The sequence below is a fragment of the Qipengyuania triglochinis genome (genome assembly GCF_054655615.1).
The window spans coordinates 933,638-949,106 of record NZ_BAAHND010000002.1 but is presented as its reverse complement, the minus strand read 5'-3'; the positions used below and the strand labels follow the sequence as shown (position 1 = coordinate 949,106).

Annotated in this window: 18 protein-coding genes and 1 tRNA gene; 10 read left to right on the top strand and 9 right to left on the bottom strand. The window is 56.0% G+C overall.

What is annotated here, in order from left to right; translation table 11 throughout:
• Positions 1-22 precede the first annotated feature (22 nt).
• Positions 23-451 carry a response regulator gene (locus ACYQ0G_RS10755; RefSeq protein ID WP_460102417.1) on the top strand — a complete coding sequence of 143 codons (429 nt, stop codon included), beginning with the start codon at positions 23-25 and terminating at the stop codon, positions 449-451.
• A gap of 256 nt (positions 452-707) precedes the next feature.
• Here the strand turns inward: ACYQ0G_RS10755 and ACYQ0G_RS10750 are convergent, their stop codons facing one another.
• On the bottom strand, positions 708-1,454 hold the full coding sequence (locus tag ACYQ0G_RS10750) for a Crp/Fnr family transcriptional regulator (protein ID WP_460102414.1): 747 nt from the start codon (positions 1,452-1,454) through the stop codon (positions 708-710).
• Between the two features lie 149 nt (positions 1,455-1,603).
• Here ACYQ0G_RS10750 and ACYQ0G_RS10745 point away from each other — a divergent pair, with 149 nt between their 5' ends.
• A complete protein-coding gene (locus tag ACYQ0G_RS10745) occupies positions 1,604-2,395 on the top strand; it encodes a response regulator (RefSeq protein ID WP_460102412.1) in 792 nt (263 codons plus the stop codon).
• A gap of 177 nt (positions 2,396-2,572) precedes the next feature.
• On the opposite strand, the gene ACYQ0G_RS10740 is transcribed toward ACYQ0G_RS10745, so the two are convergent.
• On the bottom strand, positions 2,573-4,072 hold the full coding sequence (locus tag ACYQ0G_RS10740) for a CHASE domain-containing protein (protein WP_460102410.1): 1,500 nt from the start codon (positions 4,070-4,072) through the stop codon (positions 2,573-2,575).
• A gap of 394 nt (positions 4,073-4,466) precedes the next feature.
• Here ACYQ0G_RS10740 and ACYQ0G_RS10735 point away from each other — a divergent pair, with 394 nt between their 5' ends.
• From ACYQ0G_RS10735 to ACYQ0G_RS10725, 3 genes are read left to right on the top strand one after another with little or no spacing between them, the layout of a single operon-like run.
• Positions 4,467-4,649, top strand: a complete 183-nt coding sequence (locus tag ACYQ0G_RS10735; protein ID WP_460102408.1) for a NepR family anti-sigma factor — start codon at positions 4,467-4,469, stop codon at positions 4,647-4,649.
• Positions 4,649-5,257 (top strand): sigma-70 family RNA polymerase sigma factor, encoded by a 609-nt coding sequence (locus ACYQ0G_RS10730; protein WP_460102406.1) that lies wholly within the window; start codon positions 4,649-4,651, stop codon positions 5,255-5,257. The genes ACYQ0G_RS10735 and ACYQ0G_RS10730 overlap by 1 nt, the downstream gene beginning before the upstream one ends.
• 53 nt (positions 5,258-5,310) lie before the next feature.
• A complete protein-coding gene (locus ACYQ0G_RS10725; RefSeq protein ID WP_460102404.1) occupies positions 5,311-6,489 on the top strand; it encodes an AI-2E family transporter in 1,179 nt (392 codons plus the stop codon).
• Positions 6,490-6,545: 56 nt separating this feature from the next.
• Here ACYQ0G_RS10725 and ACYQ0G_RS10720 read toward each other — a convergent pair whose 3' ends face one another.
• Complete coding sequence (locus ACYQ0G_RS10720) at positions 6,546-7,157, bottom strand: superoxide dismutase (protein WP_460102403.1); 612 nt, start codon at positions 7,155-7,157, stop codon at positions 6,546-6,548.
• Positions 7,158-7,334: 177 nt separating this feature from the next.
• Here ACYQ0G_RS10720 and glmM point away from each other — a divergent pair, with 177 nt between their 5' ends.
• From glmM to thiD, 3 genes are read left to right on the top strand one after another with little or no spacing between them, the layout of a single operon-like run.
• Entirely contained in the window at positions 7,335-8,672 is a 1,338-nt protein-coding gene (gene glmM, locus ACYQ0G_RS10715; protein WP_460102401.1) for a phosphoglucosamine mutase, read from the top strand.
• Positions 8,672-8,899 (top strand): DUF1272 domain-containing protein, encoded by a 228-nt coding sequence (locus ACYQ0G_RS10710; protein WP_460102400.1) that lies wholly within the window; start codon positions 8,672-8,674, stop codon positions 8,897-8,899. Before glmM ends, ACYQ0G_RS10710 begins: the two co-directional genes overlap by 1 nt.
• Positions 8,892-9,713, top strand: a complete 822-nt coding sequence (thiD, locus tag ACYQ0G_RS10705) for a bifunctional hydroxymethylpyrimidine kinase/phosphomethylpyrimidine kinase (protein ID WP_460102398.1) — start codon at positions 8,892-8,894, stop codon at positions 9,711-9,713. The genes ACYQ0G_RS10710 and thiD overlap by 8 nt, the downstream gene beginning before the upstream one ends.
• On the opposite strand, the gene ACYQ0G_RS10700 is transcribed toward thiD, so the two are convergent.
• Positions 9,710-10,597 (bottom strand): LOG family protein, encoded by an 888-nt coding sequence (locus ACYQ0G_RS10700; protein ID WP_460102396.1) that lies wholly within the window; start codon positions 10,595-10,597, stop codon positions 9,710-9,712. The two genes, thiD and ACYQ0G_RS10700, sit on opposite strands and share 4 nt — an antisense overlap.
• 51 nt (positions 10,598-10,648) lie before the next feature.
• A tRNA-Trp gene (locus ACYQ0G_RS10695) sits at positions 10,649-10,724 on the bottom strand.
• An 89-nt stretch (positions 10,725-10,813) separates the two neighbouring features.
• On the opposite strand from ACYQ0G_RS10695, the gene aat reads away from it, so the two are divergent.
• Positions 10,814-11,497, top strand: coding sequence for a leucyl/phenylalanyl-tRNA--protein transferase (gene aat, locus ACYQ0G_RS10690; RefSeq protein WP_460102849.1), 684 nt, complete (start codon positions 10,814-10,816; stop codon positions 11,495-11,497).
• On the opposite strand, the gene ACYQ0G_RS10685 is transcribed toward aat, so the two are convergent.
• From ACYQ0G_RS10685 to ACYQ0G_RS10670, 4 genes are read right to left on the bottom strand one after another with little or no spacing between them, the layout of a single operon-like run.
• Complete coding sequence (locus ACYQ0G_RS10685; protein WP_460102393.1) at positions 11,446-11,952, bottom strand: DUF2155 domain-containing protein; 507 nt, start codon at positions 11,950-11,952, stop codon at positions 11,446-11,448. The genes aat and ACYQ0G_RS10685 overlap by 52 nt on opposite strands.
• Entirely contained in the window at positions 11,934-12,329 is a 396-nt protein-coding gene (locus ACYQ0G_RS10680) for an NADH:ubiquinone oxidoreductase subunit NDUFA12 (RefSeq protein WP_460102390.1), read from the bottom strand. The genes ACYQ0G_RS10685 and ACYQ0G_RS10680 overlap by 19 nt, the downstream gene beginning before the upstream one ends.
• A gap of 52 nt (positions 12,330-12,381) precedes the next feature.
• Positions 12,382-12,831, bottom strand: coding sequence for a DUF192 domain-containing protein (locus ACYQ0G_RS10675; protein ID WP_460102389.1), 450 nt, complete (start codon positions 12,829-12,831; stop codon positions 12,382-12,384).
• Between the two features lie 26 nt (positions 12,832-12,857).
• Positions 12,858-13,436, bottom strand: a complete 579-nt coding sequence (locus ACYQ0G_RS10670) for a regulatory protein RecX (RefSeq protein WP_460102386.1) — start codon at positions 13,434-13,436, stop codon at positions 12,858-12,860.
• 130 nt (positions 13,437-13,566) lie between these two features.
• Here ACYQ0G_RS10670 and ACYQ0G_RS10665 point away from each other — a divergent pair, with 130 nt between their 5' ends.
• Positions 13,567-15,300, top strand: coding sequence for a fatty acyl-AMP ligase (locus tag ACYQ0G_RS10665; RefSeq protein ID WP_460102385.1), 1,734 nt, complete (start codon positions 13,567-13,569; stop codon positions 15,298-15,300).
• Positions 15,301-15,469 lie beyond the last annotated feature (169 nt).

Genomic DNA, 15,469 nt, shown 5'->3' with positions numbered 1-15,469 from the left:
TTGGTAGATTGATAAGGGCCGCGTGAACACTAACTCAATCTCAGCCCGCCTTCCTCGCCATGTGCTGGTCGTCGAAGACGATGCAATAATCGGACTGACGATTGAGCAAACACTCACCGATGCTGGCGTTATCGAGGTGGAAATCTGCCCCACCACTGATGAGGCTTTGGCCGCACTTCGCCGCAAGCAGCCCGAAGTTATCATTCTTGATGTGCATTTGGCTGACCGAGACGACGGTTGGGCGATTGCGGAACTGGTCAGAACGCTAGGCCCCGACAGCCCGCGTATCGTGTTTTCAACGGGTATGCCGGAAGACATTCCCGAAGAGATTGCAAGCATGGGAACCGTCTTGGAGAAACCATACGAGCCGGAAGTTCTCGTTCAACTCCTTCGGGAGCCGAAGCGCGAGGGTATCATCTCGCGTTTGCGGAGCAAGCTGGCACACGATTGAGCGAAAATCCTCGCATAAGAGGGCAATCTCGGCATAAGCCTAAATTGATCGAGATCACCTTTGATCGGATTCATGACCCTTTTAATGAGCAAAAAAAAGGCCTCCGCTCTTTTTGAGCGAAGGCCTTTCGGGATCGTATCACCTGCCGCTTGGACGGGAGGGGGGTCTCGGCGGTGACATAAGGTAAATGAGCCAGCAGATATCGGGTTCCCACCACGTGAGAATTTTTTCAATCCCGGCAAACACACCCGTTGATCTAGATGAAAGGTCGATCGCTATCATCGCTTCGTATGATCCCTACCAGATCTGCAGCACTATTCATGTCGGGCACGCAAATCTCTTTTTGTCCCCAATGTACCAGCCCCTCATTGTGAAGCGCCCGAATCGTTCGGTTAGTATGTACCAGCGACAGCCCGAGCATATCCGCGATCTGTGATTGCGTGATCGGGAGAACTAGCTTGTTACCCTCATCAGCAACCCCGGTGGCCTGTGCCCGGTCAATTAACCAAACCGCTAGAAATATGACTCGCTCTCTCGCGCTGCGCTGGCCCAAGGAAACGATATGGTTCTCAAGCGCGGTTTCTTCCTTTGCCGCGAGCCATGTCACATCATAGCCCAAGCGAGGATTGTCCTTGATAAGTTCAATAAAAGCGCTGCGATCGAAAACACATAGACGCGCTGGTGTGACAGCTTCGACCGAATGGGTGCTGGGATCATCGAATGCTGCCTGCAGGCCCACAAGATCCCCCGGAAACATGAAGTTTACGATCTGTCTGCGACCGTCTTCCAAAGAATGAAAACGGATCAGCACGCCATCGAGAACCGTGAAAAGGTGCGTGGCGCTGGCCTCCTCTGCCAAGACGGTTTCGCCTCTGTCGACGAGTAATTCACCGCCTTTGATCCGATTGATATACTGAGTTTGCGCTTCATCCAGCCGGCGTAGACCGCGGCGTTCTTGAAGTGGACAGTGAACGCAATTATGTGGATTGGCGACGTCGAGCAAGGCAGGCCCCCATGCCTCAGTTGATACAAGCTGATCTCGTTTCCGTCGTAAGAAAAAATCCGTTTGTCAAATCACAGGATTTCCCCGTGATTGCCGGAACCTATGCTGATACGGGGCGTTCAGCACGCGCAAACCACGGAAGGGGTTATATGTCGCTTGGTGACCAGATTGCTAAAAACTTACCTTATCTTCGCCGCTACGCGCGGGCTCTGACCGGCTCGCAAGCTACCGGAGATGCCTTTGTCCGCGCCACCCTCGAGGCGGCGCTGGCTGATGAACAGCTCAAGTCTTCTCTGGAAGGCGGTCGCGTTCCGCTTTATCGCGCTTTCAATAAGGTGTGGTCGAGCGCCTATATGGACGTTCCCGATATCGATAGTGAACAGGGCCACGAAGGTGCTGCTCAGGATCGCCTGAAGTCGATAACGCCCCTCAACCGTCAGGCCCTTCTTCTGACCACACTGGAAGACTTCTCTGTCGAACAGGCAGGCGAAATCATGGAACTGGAAACCGACGAGATCGAACGTCTCGTACAGGAAGCCGTCGGTGAAATTGATCGGGAGAGCGCGACCAGCGTTCTGATTATCGAGGACGAGCCGCTCATATCCATGCAGCTCGAAGATCTCGTAACCTCGCTCGGTCACGAAGTATGTGGCACTGCCGCCACGCGTACTCAGGCCCAGGAAGTCGTGGCTCAGAAAACGCCGGGGCTAGTATTGGCCGATATCCAACTGGCCGATGGCTCGTCGGGGCTGGATGCGGTTGACGACATTCTGGCCATCGATAGCGTTCCGGTGATCTTTATCACTGCCTATCCTGAACGCCTCCTCACGGGTGATCGTCCTGAGCCTACCTATTTGGTAACGAAGCCGTTCCAGGAACAGACTGTTCGCGCCGCAATCAGCCAAGCGCTCTTCTTTGGATCGAGCCGCCCGCTGGGCTGACGAAATAAATCAAAATCTGTAGGCCGCCGGGGGAAATTCCGGCGGCCTTTCTGATTCGCACCCAATATTCCTGAGTTGGCAAGCTTGATGAATGCCGGTCCTCTAAAAATTCGGGCCCGGATAAGCTACATCGCTTAGCGCTACCGTCTCATCGCGAGAACCGAAGGTATCGGCTTCTTATTGTCCGATCTTAGCTACGGAATATTTGCTACGAAGTGCAAATTCGCCTGGCTCGCGCACTGCCGTCATCAATCGGCATCTCACACCCTCAGGATCGAACTCCAATTCCACCGGATGACGAAGTTCATGGGCAACAATCTTTTCGATGAGATCAATGCCGAACCCGCGCTTTGTCGGGGGAGCTACACTGGGTCCGTTGCTCTCGACCCATTCGATACGCGCCAGGTTTGGATTTACGAGCTCCCAGCTGATAGATACCCGTCCGCCACTACATGATAATGCACCGTATTTCGCTGCGTTGGTGGCCAATTCATGAATGGCAAGGCCAAGAGATAGGGCATCATTCGGCGCCAACTCGACATCGGGGCCAGTAGCAACGACCTCGTGATCGTTCGCATTGGTGTAAGGTGCAAGTTCGACCGAAATGACCGCTGCAATCGGCGTCGTGCCCCACTCCGATTGCGTCAAGAGGTCGTGGGTGGCCGACAGCGCGCGGATACGATTGTCGATACCCTCCGCAAATTCGTCAAGAGTTTCCGCCCGACGGCGAGTGAGCGACACGATGGAAAGCACATTCGCGAGGGTGTTTTTAACCCGATGATTTAATTCACGTGTCAGAGAATTACGTATTGAGTTCTGCTGTGCGAACCACTCCAAGGATCGACTGTCTTCCTGGGCCTGCTGCGTGAGTAGACGAGCGACAACAAGGAGAAGGCTCGCAACGGCCAGACCGAACAGCAGGGTAATTAAGGACAATGGCGATAGAGCCATATCCCTTTTTGACTGTACAACGAGCACCATGTGCCGATTTGCCAGATCGACATCGCGTTCGACGGTATGGCCATCATCCGACCAATTTTCCGTTTCGACCATCATCAGCGGTTTACCGCCAGATACATCGTAAAAGCGAAGTGCCGCTTCCGGCGATGCGATTAGCTCGGAAGCGGATGAGAGAAACTGGGAAGCATTAAAGGGGCTATAAACGAAACCTTTTAGGCTGCGCTGGGAACCACTTCCGTCGAACACGGGCATATAAATGATGAAGCCGAATTCGTCAGGACCGGTGTCCTGCACAAGGTTCACGCGCCCACTCGCGGTAGGACGGACAGTGCGTGTTGCCTCATCCATCGCCGCACGTCTCGTAGCTTCTGAATACATATCGAAGCCGAGCGCCCTGCGATTACGTAATGTGTCAGGCTGGAGGAAGAGAATTGGCACAAGCTGGCTGCGCGGGTCCTGATCTAGCGTAGGCCTCACCTGCATCGGACCAATTCGTCCCGAACTGAGCTGCGCTTCCACAGCAGGAAGCTGGCTATCGGTAATCGCGGGTGCCCACCCGATCCCCTCTGCCCCCCGATAATCAGCATCAAGCCTCAGCTCCGAGACGAATTGACGAAAGACATCACTGGTGACGTTTTGTTGTGACCCAAATAATGCCGCGCCAGCGCGCAGAAAGGAGGAACTGGAGTAAGCTCGCCTCTCGATAGCTGAAACCATAGCATCGGCCTGACGGCTGAGATCGGCGCTCTCCCTCACCCTCTCGCCTCTTTCGATGGCGAACACGCTGAGAACGGTGACCGCTGCCACTAGAAGGAAAATAGCTAAGGGTACGGCTCGTGGATAATCCACGAGCCAACGTCTTTTCCTCCCCCGTCGCATGAGTTGTTCTTGTACCAGCGGTATGCCTCGCGAATTCTAAGCCCAGCTTTGCCCATCTATCCGCTGACTGAGAGAAAGTTCCTCTAAATTTCCTGAATTGAACAATAAGTCGAGATTTGTCGGAACCTCTTGCAAGTGACGTCGTTGTCGCACAACTAGGGATCATGATTCAAAGGCACGGGGCGGTAGAAACCTTCCCTCCGGAGAAGGCTAAGGACAAAATCTTTACACAATGACCGTTGATAACTCTTCCGCAAGCAAGCCCGGAACGGGCGCGGGCAAGGAAGCGAAAACTGGCGAAGGCGAGCGCCCCGATTGGGCGCTTGGACTTCGTCGGCTTTATGATTCTGTAGTCGAAGAAGATCTTCCCGACACATTCAAGGATCTCCTTTCTCAACTGGACAGTAAGGACTGATGGGGGCTGAACAACGTACGGCCTCCGAGAAGGCCGATTTCAAAAAGGAACTGACCGATGTCGTTCCTCACTTACGCGCTTTCGCCCGCGGTCTCTGCGGCCGCGCGGACATGGCCGATGATCTTGTACAGGAAACCCTGCTGAAGGCTTGGGCCGCACAAGAGCGGTTCCAGCCCGGAACGAGCATGCGCGCATGGACATTTGTAATTCTGCGCAACGCTTATCTTACCGATATGCGTCGCAACCGCTTCCGTGGGGAATATGATGAAACCGTGGCGGAGCGGATACTGACGGCGCCTGCCGGCCAGGAAGAACCAATCCACTTGTCAGATATGCATCGCGCCCTGCTCACACTCCCGCCAGAACGCCGTGAAGCTCTTCTTCTGGTAGGAGCTGGAGGGTTTTCTTACGAAGAAGCTGCTAACATTTGCGGCTGCGCGGTTGGAACGATTAAAAGTCGTGTTGGACGCGCCCGTTCCGCTCTGAATGCGATGCTAGCCGATGGGTCTATTCCAAAGCGCTCGATAGACGACGATACAGCACATCGAGCTATACTTGAGGAATTGGACGATGTCGCTGCAGGACAGGGCTCTACTTCGCGGAATTGATGGCGAAGCCAGTTCCCTTGTTCGCTTGTCGATCAGGCGCGAGATAAGCTCAAATGACTGACAGCGAGATCAAACAGGAAGGTCTTCCTCCCTCCCTTGGTTCGCAGGGAGACGGTCGCTTTTCGCTCGCCGAACAAGAGCTGCGTTTGATCTCCGCGTTGGTTCTCCTGATCGGCATCGGGCTGTTTCTCGCCCTTCCCTTCGTCCTTTCGATCGGATCGGTAGTCTTTCTTCCGGTTGTCACCGCGATTATCCTCACCGTCATTCTCTCTCCTCTGGCGGACAAGCTAAATGGATGGGGACTTCCCAACGCACTGTCTGCATTAATTTCATTACTGGTTTTTTTCGCGGTCCTGCTGCTTGCGCTCGCTCTGATCCTGCAACCTGCCATTGCACTTTTCGACCAGTTGCCAGCGATGCTGAAGCAAGTCGGCGAACGCTTTACCCAGCTGCGAGACCAGTTCGCATGGATCGGGCAGATAAACGAACAGCTCGCCGAATTAGTGGACCGCGGCGAGTCGCAAGAAGTCGTCGTTGCCACGCCGAGCTTATTGGAAGAACTCGCTTTTGCGACACCTAGCTTGGTGATCGAAACCATTCTCACCTTGTTAATGGCGTTCTTCATGATCGAAGCCCGTATTCGGCTTCGTCAGCGCTTACTGTTTGGCCGGACGAATTTTGGAACCAGCATCAAGGCTGCGCGCGTACTTCGCGAAGTGCAAGACCGAGTAGCGGCGTACATTCTGACGGTCGGGTGGATCAACGCCGCCGTTGGCATCATTGTCGCGCTCGGCGCTTGGGCACTTGATGTCGATGCCCCGATCATGTGGGGCGGCCTCGCCGCAATTCTGAACTTTCTGCCCTACATCGGCCCTACAGTGATGGGTGGACTGCTTGCTCTCTTTGGCATCGGAACCGCAGAAACCATGTTTCTGGGGCTAATACCCGCGGCAGCCTATCTTGGCCTGCATACGATCGAGGCTAATGTGGTCACACCATCTATACTTGGTGCGCGGTTCACTATGAACCCGGTCATGATCCTAATTGCGTTATCCTACTTTACGTGGATCTGGGGCGTTTTCGGCGCCCTTCTATCGGTCCCTATATTACTGATGCTGACCGCATTGTTCGATCATGTCGGAAGGCCCAACCTCGTGGGCTTCATCTTTGGCGAACCGCTTTTTGCCAACAATCTGCTGGATCTTTCTGCCGAATCCGACACCGAAACATAAAAAAAGCCGCCGTGCCATCGCACAGCGGCTTTTTGGGTCTTTGAGGGACTGGCTGCTCAGCCAGGATATTCCCAAGTGGTGCCGCGGGCAAGATTATCGCTCGCGAAGCTCCAGTTAAGCTTGTCACTAACAGCACCCAGATATTCAGGACGTGCGTTCTGGTGATCGAGATAATAAGCGTGTTCCCACAGATCGATGACCAATAGTGGATTAACACCGTCCTGATCCGCCAGCGTATCACCGTCATGGGTTTCTTCGATAGTCAGCTCGCCATTCTTTACCGCGAGCCAAACCCAGCCGCTGGCAAAATGCCCAGCCCCGCGCTCTTTGAGCTCATTCTTGAGTTCGTCGATCGAACCGAAAGCCTTGTCGATCATGCTCTTCAGTTCATCTGAAACAGCGGTTTCTTCGCTGGCCATCGAATGCCAGTAAAATCCGTGATTCCAACTCTGAGCAGAGTTGTTGAAAAGGCCCTGATCACTACCGCGAGCCGACGAAATCACCTCTTTGAGTTTCTTACCCTCAAGGTCGCCGCCTTCGATTGCAGCATTTGTTTTGTCGATATAGGCCTTGTGATGCTTGCCGTGGTGGTAGCTCAGCGTTTTCGCCGACACAGCTGGTTCAAGGGCGGTGTCTTCATAAGGAAGGTCGATAAGCTCGAAAGCCATGGAATGGTCCCCTTTAAGAATTGGTGTTGATAAATTGGGTGTTCGAAACCCTAACGCACATCAGAGCTTGTGGTTGCACATGGTCAAGACAATAGGAACACAACTGTCTGGATAGGGCTTTTCTTTAGGCGACACTGGGCTCTGTAGGCTCACTCAGGATTTTTACGAGAGGTAGCGATGGTCCGCAAATTTTTTGGCACTGACGGTATCCGCGGTCGGGTGAACGACGGCGTTATGACCGCAGAAAATGCAATGAAGGTCGGACAAGCAGCGGGAACACACTTTCTCCGCGGCGACCATCGTCACCGAGTTGTCATCGGTAAGGATACCCGCCTGTCAGGGTACATGGTCGAAAGCGCCCTAGTGGCAGGGTTCGCCAGCGTCGGAATGGACGTGATCATGACCGGCCCTCTACCAACGCCCGCAATTGCCTTGCTGACCCGAGAAATGCGCGCAGACCTCGGAGTCATGATCTCTGCCAGCCACAATCCCTTCGAAGATAATGGGATCAAGTTGTTCGGACCGGACGGCTTCAAATTGTCCGATGCGGCAGAGATGGCCATCGAAACGCTGATGGGACAAGAGCCGTTGCTCGTAAGGCCAGAAATGATCGGTCGTGCACGGCGTATTGATGATGCGAGCGGAAGATATATTCATGCGGTCAAGCAATCGGTTGCAAGCGACATCCGTTTCGATGGCCTTAAGGTCGTCGTCGACTGTGCGAATGGTGCGGCCTATCGCGTTGCCCCCTCTGCCATCTGGGAGCTTGGAGCAGATGTCGTTGCAATGGGCGTCGAGCCGAACGGCACCAATATCAATCGCGGTGTGGGATCAACTTCGCTCGATGCGATCAAGTCTCGGGTTATCGAGGAAAAGGCAGATATCGGAATAGCCCTAGACGGCGATGCGGACCGGCTCATTGTGATTGATGAAAAGGGCCGAGCGGTTGATGGGGATCAGATCATGGCTTTGATTGCCTCACGCTTGCATGAGCGCGGCGACCTTACTGGTGGCGGTGTCGTTGCGACCGTGATGAGCAATCTTGGCCTCGAACGTTATTTACAAGGTATCGGCCTCTCACTCGAGCGAACAAAGGTGGGTGACCGTTATGTGCTAGAAAGAATGCGCGAGGGTGGCTTCAACGTAGGCGGTGAACAATCGGGTCATATGATTTTAACCGATCACGGCACGACGGGTGATGGCACAGTAGCCGCATTGCGCGTACTCGCCAGCCTCGTCCGGTTGGGCAAACGAGCGAGCGAATTGCTGCACGTTTTCGATCCGGTTCCCCAGCTTCTCAAGAACGTTAGGTATTCAGCTGGCGTTCCACTGGAGAATGAAGCTGTTAAAAAAGCGGTAGCCGATTCTGAAAAAGAACTAGAAGGCAAGGGTCGCCTTCTGATTCGGCCCTCCGGCACCGAGCCTGTCATTCGAGTCATGGCCGAAGGTGATGATGCAGGGCAGGTGGAAAAAGTGGTCGACCGTATTTGCGACGCCGTGAAGGCCGCTGCCTGATGCTGGAGATGCGAACCAACTGCGAGAAGTGCGGCGCGCTTACCCCGGCGGAGGCGCCCGGTGCATTCATCTGCAGCCTCGAATGTACGTTTTGCGCTGATTGTGCGGATACTTTGGATGATCTTTGCCCCAACTGCGGGGGTGAACTTATGGACCGGCCGACGAGAAGTTCTCAACTACAGAAGAAATACCCAGCCGCCACTGTCCGGATGGACGAGAATGGCTGATCGGCTGCAAGCGCCTCGTATTCTGGCGATTGCCGGATCCGACTCATCCGGCGGAGCGGGCATTCAAGCCGACATCAAAACCGTTACCATGCTTGGCGGCTACGCGATGACGGCCATAACAGCCGTCACTGCCCAAAATACTATGGGCGTTCAGAACGTCGAAGTGTTCGGCACCGATTTCGTGCTGGAACAAGTTGAAAGTTGCCTTTCGGACATCGGCGCGGATGCCATCAAAATCGGTATGTTGGGATCGCCCGAAATCGCGCTGGCGCTGGCGGAGCGACTGAAGAGTTTCGCCGGAGCCATCGTATTCGATCCGGTAATGGTCTCGACGAGCGGTGCGATCTTAGCCGATGACCATACTGTCGAAGCGTTCAGTGCATTGATGCAGATCGCTACCATCGTAACGCCAAATCTGCCGGAATTGGCGGCTCTTACCGGACGCGCGGATATACCTTCCGACGAAATTTTCGATGCTGCACGCCAACTAGCCGACGCTCAGGATGCGATCGTTTTGGCGAAGGGTGGTCACGCGGATGGTGATCAGGTTATTGACTACGTCGTATCGGCCAGCGGCAAGATTGCCAGCTTTGGCCACGAACGGATTGAGACCAATCACACTCATGGCACGGGCTGCACGCTTTCCTCAGCGCTTGCCACTATGCTGGCACACGGCCAGCCACTCACCCACGCCGTGCGCATAGCTCGCGCTTTCACACGAGCAGCCATCGAAAACGCCCCCGGTTATGGCCATGGAAACGGCCCTCTGGGCCACCAATCAGTCAGGAAGCTTGAGCCGGGCGAAGCGCTCTAGCGATCAAGTTCGTAAAACGCCGAAATATGGTCCCAGGCATCCTCCGCCGTTTCGCACCAGCGGAACAGTTCAAGGTCCTTTTTCGAAATCGTGCCCTCTTCGGCGATTGCTTCAAAATTGACGACCCGTTTCCAGAAATCCTCACCAAACAGTAGGATTGGCATAGGCTTCATCTTTCCTGTCTGGATGAGCGTCAGCAGTTCAAAGAATTCATCGAACGTTCCGAAGCCCCCCGGGAAAACGGCTACAGCTTTGGCGCGCAGCAAAAAGTGCATCTTGCGCAAAGCGAAGTAATGAAAATTCAGTGAAAGGTATGGCGTGACGTAGGTGTTTGGCGCCTGCTCGTGAGGCAGGATGATATTCAGGCCAATGCTTTCGCCACCGGCGTCGCTGGCACCGCGATTGGCTGCTTCCATGATCGAGGGGCCGCCACCCGAACATACGACGAATTGTCGTTTACCATCCTCTATGATCGACTTTTCCGTCACTATGCGCGCGAGCTTGCGTGCTTCGCCGTAATACTTGGATTTCGCTACCAAGCTTTCAACAACCCTGCGCTCGTCCTCGGGCAGATCCTTGGCGCCCGCAAGTGCCTCGTCGGCGGCTTCCGGAGGTGGGATCCTCGCGCTACCGTACATTACCATGGTGGAGCCAACCCCAGCCTCGTCGAGGATCATTTCCGGCTTCAGCAATTCCAGTTGAAAGCGTACGGGGCGCAATTCCTCGCGCAGCAAGAACTCTTTGTCCTGAAACGCGAGTTTATAGGCTGGATGCGCCGTCTGCGGCGTTTGCTTGGGCTGTGATTTCTCGAATTCGGCCTCTTTTTCGGCCGGGTAGAACTTGCGATCCTTGAGATCGCGCTTCTTATTTTCTTCTTCTGTCATGTACCGCGCGATAGTGCGGACGTGGGTCAGCGACAAGTCATGAGAAGAAAATGGCAGGGGTGACAGGATTCGAACCCGTGGCCCTCGGTTTTGGAGACCGATGCTCTACCAGCTGAGCTACACCCCTGCAGCGTCAAGACGGCGCGCATTAGTATGGGTAGCGAGGAATGGCAAGACGCGTATCGCACCCGAGTTCAAACTGTTAGAGATAAATCCATGCATGCCCCCCCTTCCGACCTCATTCCGGTTGAACTCCTGTTGCGCGCCTATCGCAGCGGTGTGTTTCCGATGGCGGATCATCGAAGCGATCGGGAAGTCTATTGGGTCGAGCCTCGGGAACGGGCCATCATTCCGCTCGACGGGTTTCACCTTTCGCGAAGCCTCCGCAAGGTGATCCGGCAAGAGCGCTTCAGAATCAGCTGCGACGAGGACTTTGCGGGCGTGATCTCAGCGTGCGCTCAGCCCCGCGAAGAACTTTCCGAAAGCTGGATCAGCCACCAGATCGAGGCGAGTTACATTGCCCTCCACGAGGTTGGGCATGCACATTCGGTCGAGGTGTGGGACGCTGATACATTGGTTGGCGGCTTATACGGAGTGGCGTTCGACCGAGTATTTTGCGGAGAGAGCATGTTCAGCCGCGCTACCAATGCTAGCAAGGTCGCTCTTACCTGGTTGGTCGCTTCGATGCGTCGCGCTGGATACGTGCTTCTGGATTGTCAGTTCATGACCGGACATTTGGGGTCAATGGGTGCGGTAGCCATGCCACAAGCTGCCTACCTCGAGCGACTCTTTGAGGCCAAAGGGTATCCTCTTATGAGCTTGCCCGACGCATTCGCCGAAATCCTGGCTCACTCTTCGCCAGGGAAGTCCATCGCGCAGGATTTGACCCAGACATCATAAATCGGGTGCTCGACCACGTTCAGCGCCGGTTTGTTCTTGAACAGCCAGCCTGAGAAAACCTTCCGAAAATCATTTTGAGTCCCGCGCTCGCGGACGAGCATTTGCACGAAGGCGCCTTCGTCCTTTTCGAACTCCCACGGTGCAGTGCGTTCGCAGGCGCGCAATCGAATGATCACGTCGCCCACACGTTTTTGCTCGCCGGGCTTAAGTTCCAGATCTTCGCTTAAATTGTTGCGCTTGTTCAACAAGCCGATCGTGGCAACACGTTCGTCCATCGGCGTGCCGATGCCGGCCTCATTTCCTGAAATTTCAGGGAGGTCGATGCTTTCGAGCTCTTCGGGTATCTGCGTTTGTACTGGCGCCGGCTCGGGCGGATCATCCGAGCAGGCGACGACCAGCGACACCGCCACGAAAAGCGCGACCGGCCGAAACATGATCAAGCGTCCGGCGACCAAGCTTCGTAATCGCCTACCGCACGGGCACGCTTACCGCCCCGCTCCAACGCGCCCTGCGGACGGTAGGCCGTAGCCGTGCCGGTTGCGTTGGGCGTGTAATCGGTTTCCCAAATCCGCGCTGGCGGAAGATTGCTCTCCGGCACATCGTCGAAGGCACCATGCAACCAGCCGTGCCATTCGCTCGGCACGCGGCTTGCATCGTTCACGCCTTCGTAGATCACCCAGCGGCGTTCGCGCTGGCCCTTCTTCGGCTTGGACCGGAAATAGGCATTGCCCTGCGCATCGGTGCCGACCTGTTCGCCGTTGCGCCAGCTCCAGAGGTGCGTGCCGATGGTCGCGCCATTCCACCAGGTGAAGATTTTGCCGAGGAAACTCATGGTCGTGCGCCTAGCCGATTCGTGTCCTTGCGCCAAGCTTCTCGTGAGCGTTTCACCACGCAACCCGATCGCCCGGCTCAATACCGAGTTCGGCCGCACGCCCACCGGCAATCTCGAGCACCGCGCTCGCAGAGCCGACCGAATAGACCTGATCTTCGGAATAGGGTTCGGTCATTGCAGCGATATTGGAGATACGGCCATCCAGGCCAATGAAAATGATATCGAGCGGAATGGGCGTGTTCTTCATCCAAAATGCGCGCGCTGTCGGCTGCTCGCTTGGGAAAATCATTGCCTCGTCGGGGCCAAGCTCGGTGCGGTACATCAGGCCTTTCGCCTGACTTTCCGCAGTGTCGGCCATCTCCGCGACGAACTCATGCGCCCCGTCCTTTCCGGTGACGGCAACCGGAACGAGTTCCAGCCCGGAGACCGGGTGGATGTACTGATCCGCTGGTGTAACTTCGGCCCGATCGGCCGCGACATCGGCTGCGGGCGAACAGCCCATGATTACGGCGATCATTAGGGTGGGAATTAGTCTCGTGCTTCTTCGACCCATTCTTCCAGCTCCGCTTCAGCGTTCGCCTCGACTACTCGCCGGGCATGATCGAAGGAATGGCCTGCTCGGAGAGTGGCCGCAAGCTGCTTTTCGCGCTTCTTGCGGGCTGCGTCCGCATTTTCGCCAACATCGCTCATTCCAAACAATCCGAACCGCCTACGTCTCGCATAAGCAACTGCAGCATTTCGTGCCTCCCATTCCCCTGGCGCGTTGGTCTGGCGCAAGTCTTCACCTAGGCCATCGGCCCGCAACTTTTCTTCTACGCGGCGGGCCCCGTACCCCCTCGCTAGCAAACCGGTTGCTTTCGTCCGGGCATAAGCCTCATCATTGACGTAGTTCTTTTCTGCAAAACTGGTGACGAGACCGGCAACATCGGGCTCATTCTCGCCTTCCCAACCTCGTTCGCGCAGTTTGCGGCGTAGATAGGTTTCCAGCTTTCCTGACGACGTTGCGAAGCGAGCCACATAATGAAGCGCGAGGTCGTTCAGCCGCACACGGTCGAGCGGTTTTGGTGTGCGACGAGTGCGCCTGCGTGTTGCATGACCATCAGCCATCGGCCATATTCGTGCCACAAACCCCTTCGAATGGGAAAGTTTGATTAGCCTCCGATATGGATAAATGGACGCTATTCGTCTGAAGGTCGCCTTCTAAGGGCATTGTTTTCAAAAGGTTACAAGAGAAAATATGACCGACGCCGTTTTGACGCCGACGCCGAATGATTGCGATCTTCCCCGCCGACGGAGCGATTTCGCCACGTTTAGCGAAGCTATCGACTACGCAGCGCGCAGCGCGAAGGGTCTAAATTTTCACGATATGCGCGGGGCCCTCGAAAGGGTTTATCCATTCTCTGAGATGCGCGAAGATGCGCTTTCTCTCGCCTACAAACTGGTTGCCGCCGGCATCGGCAAGAACGACCGAGTTGCACTTGTCGCCGAAACCGGTCCGGAATTCTCCGCTCTGTTCTGTGCGTGTATCTATGCTGGCGCCTGGCCGGTCCCGCTGCCTTTGCCGACCACCTTTGGCGGAAAGGACAGCTATATTGATCAGTTGTCCGTCCAGCTGGAGAGTAGCGACCCGACAATCCTTCTCTATCCCCCCGACATCGCCGAGATGGCCAAGGCCGCGGCAGACAAGCAGGGCTGCGATGGAGAAAGCTGGGATGTTTTCGCAAATCGCGAAGGCCCCGAAGTCGAACTTCCCGAGGCGAAGCCCGACGACATAAGCTATCTGCAATATTCCAGCGGATCTACGCGCTTCCCCACCGGGGTCGCGGTGACTCACGAAGCATTGCTCCATAACTTGCGCGGTCATGCCGAAGCGACGGACATTGGCGCAGGCGAACGCGTGGTGAGCTGGCTTCCGTGGTACCACGACATGGGTCTGGTAGGCTGCTTGTTGTCCCTGATCGCCAATCAGGTCAGCGGCGATTACCTGAAGACGGAACATTTTGCACGGCGTCCCCTGGCATGGCTCGATCTCATCAGCCGCAACAAGGGCAATTCGCTCAGCTATTCGCCCACTTTCGGCTACGATATCTGCGCACGCCGCATCTCCAGCCAGAGCAATGTCGCCGAACGGTTCGACCTGTCGCGCTGGCGCACTGCCGGTAACGGGGCCGACATGATCCGTCCCGATGTGATGCAGAACTTCGTCAACGCCTTTGCCGATGCCGGGTTCAAGGCGACGGCCTTCACGCCCAGCTACGGGCTGGCCGAGGCCACTTTGGCCGTCACCGTCATGCCCCCGGGCGAAGGCATCCGCGTCGAACTGGTCGAGGAAGAGCGCCTGTCCGGTCGCCCGCGCGATCTTTCGCGTCCGGCCCGCTATCGCGCCATCGTCAATTGCGGCAAGGCGCTTCCCGGCATGGAAGTGGAAATCCGCGGCGAGAACGGCGACGCGCGCGGCGATCACCAGATCGGCAAAGTCTGGTGCCGCGGCAAGAGCGTGATGCATTCCTATTTCCGCAACGAGGAAGCGACCGAGGAATGCCTCGTGGATGGCTGGCTCGACACGGGCGATATGGGCTATCTTGCCGATGGCTATCTGTTCATCGTCGGCCGCGCGAAGGACATGATCATCATCAACGGCAAGAACCACTGGCCGCAGGATATCGAATGGGCGGTGGAACAGCTGCCCGGCTTCAACCACGGCGATATCGCCGCCTTTTCGATCGAGACCGAAAATGGCGAAGAAGCGCCTGCCGTGCTGGTCCATTGCCGCGTCTCCGAACCGGACGAACGGATCAAACTGCGCGACCAGATTGCCGACAAGGTCCGCGGCGTGACCGGGATGAGCTGCGTGGTCGAACTGGTGCCGCCGCGCACGTTGCCACGGACGAGCTCAGGCAAGTTGAGCCGCGCGAAAGCAAAGAGGCTCTACCTTTCAGGCGAGCTTCAGCCTCTCGATCTGGCTGCATAGGCTAAGCTCACCAAGAGTGCGCCAGCCGCGGTGAGATAAGAGCAATTCCATGAGCTGCCGAAGTTCTTCCGGGAGTTCATAACCTCGAGTCTGCTTATAGCTGATGGAGCGGGTGGCGCGCCGCCCCAAAGCATGGCCGCGCCACATTGGCCTCATTACATTTATGAGG

Excerpts from the sequence above, each read along its gene's own strand:
- ACYQ0G_RS10675 (WP_460102389.1), bottom strand. The coding sequence starts at position 12,831 with ATGGGCTGTTCGCCCGCAGCCGATGTCGCGGCCGATCGGGCCGAAGTT.
- ACYQ0G_RS10670 (WP_460102386.1), bottom strand. The coding sequence starts at position 13,436 with ATGGCTGATGGTCATGCAACACGCAGGCGCACTCGTCGCACACCAAAA.
- ACYQ0G_RS10745 (WP_460102412.1), top strand. The coding sequence starts at position 1,604 with ATGTCGCTTGGTGACCAGATTGCTAAAAACTTACCTTATCTTCGCCGC.
- ACYQ0G_RS10665 (WP_460102385.1), top strand. The coding sequence starts at position 13,567 with ATGACCGACGCCGTTTTGACGCCGACGCCGAATGATTGCGATCTTCCC.
- ACYQ0G_RS10735 (WP_460102408.1), top strand. The coding sequence starts at position 4,467 with ATGACCGTTGATAACTCTTCCGCAAGCAAGCCCGGAACGGGCGCGGGC.
- ACYQ0G_RS10740 (WP_460102410.1), bottom strand. The coding sequence starts at position 4,072 with ATGGTTTCAGCTATCGAGAGGCGAGCTTACTCCAGTTCCTCCTTTCTG.
- ACYQ0G_RS10725 (WP_460102404.1), top strand. The coding sequence starts at position 5,311 with ATGACTGACAGCGAGATCAAACAGGAAGGTCTTCCTCCCTCCCTTGGT.
- ACYQ0G_RS10710 (WP_460102400.1), top strand. The coding sequence starts at position 8,672 with ATGCTGGAGATGCGAACCAACTGCGAGAAGTGCGGCGCGCTTACCCCG.
- ACYQ0G_RS10700 (WP_460102396.1), bottom strand. The coding sequence starts at position 10,597 with ATGACAGAAGAAGAAAATAAGAAGCGCGATCTCAAGGATCGCAAGTTC.
- ACYQ0G_RS10730 (WP_460102406.1), top strand. The coding sequence starts at position 4,649 with ATGGGGGCTGAACAACGTACGGCCTCCGAGAAGGCCGATTTCAAAAAG.
- glmM (WP_460102401.1), top strand. The coding sequence starts at position 7,335 with ATGGTCCGCAAATTTTTTGGCACTGACGGTATCCGCGGTCGGGTGAAC.
- ACYQ0G_RS10680 (WP_460102390.1), bottom strand. The coding sequence starts at position 12,329 with ATGAGTTTCCTCGGCAAAATCTTCACCTGGTGGAATGGCGCGACCATC.
- aat (WP_460102849.1), top strand. The coding sequence starts at position 10,814 with ATGCATGCCCCCCCTTCCGACCTCATTCCGGTTGAACTCCTGTTGCGC.
- thiD (WP_460102398.1), top strand. The coding sequence starts at position 8,892 with ATGGCTGATCGGCTGCAAGCGCCTCGTATTCTGGCGATTGCCGGATCC.
- ACYQ0G_RS10720 (WP_460102403.1), bottom strand. The coding sequence starts at position 7,157 with ATGGCTTTCGAGCTTATCGACCTTCCTTATGAAGACACCGCCCTTGAA.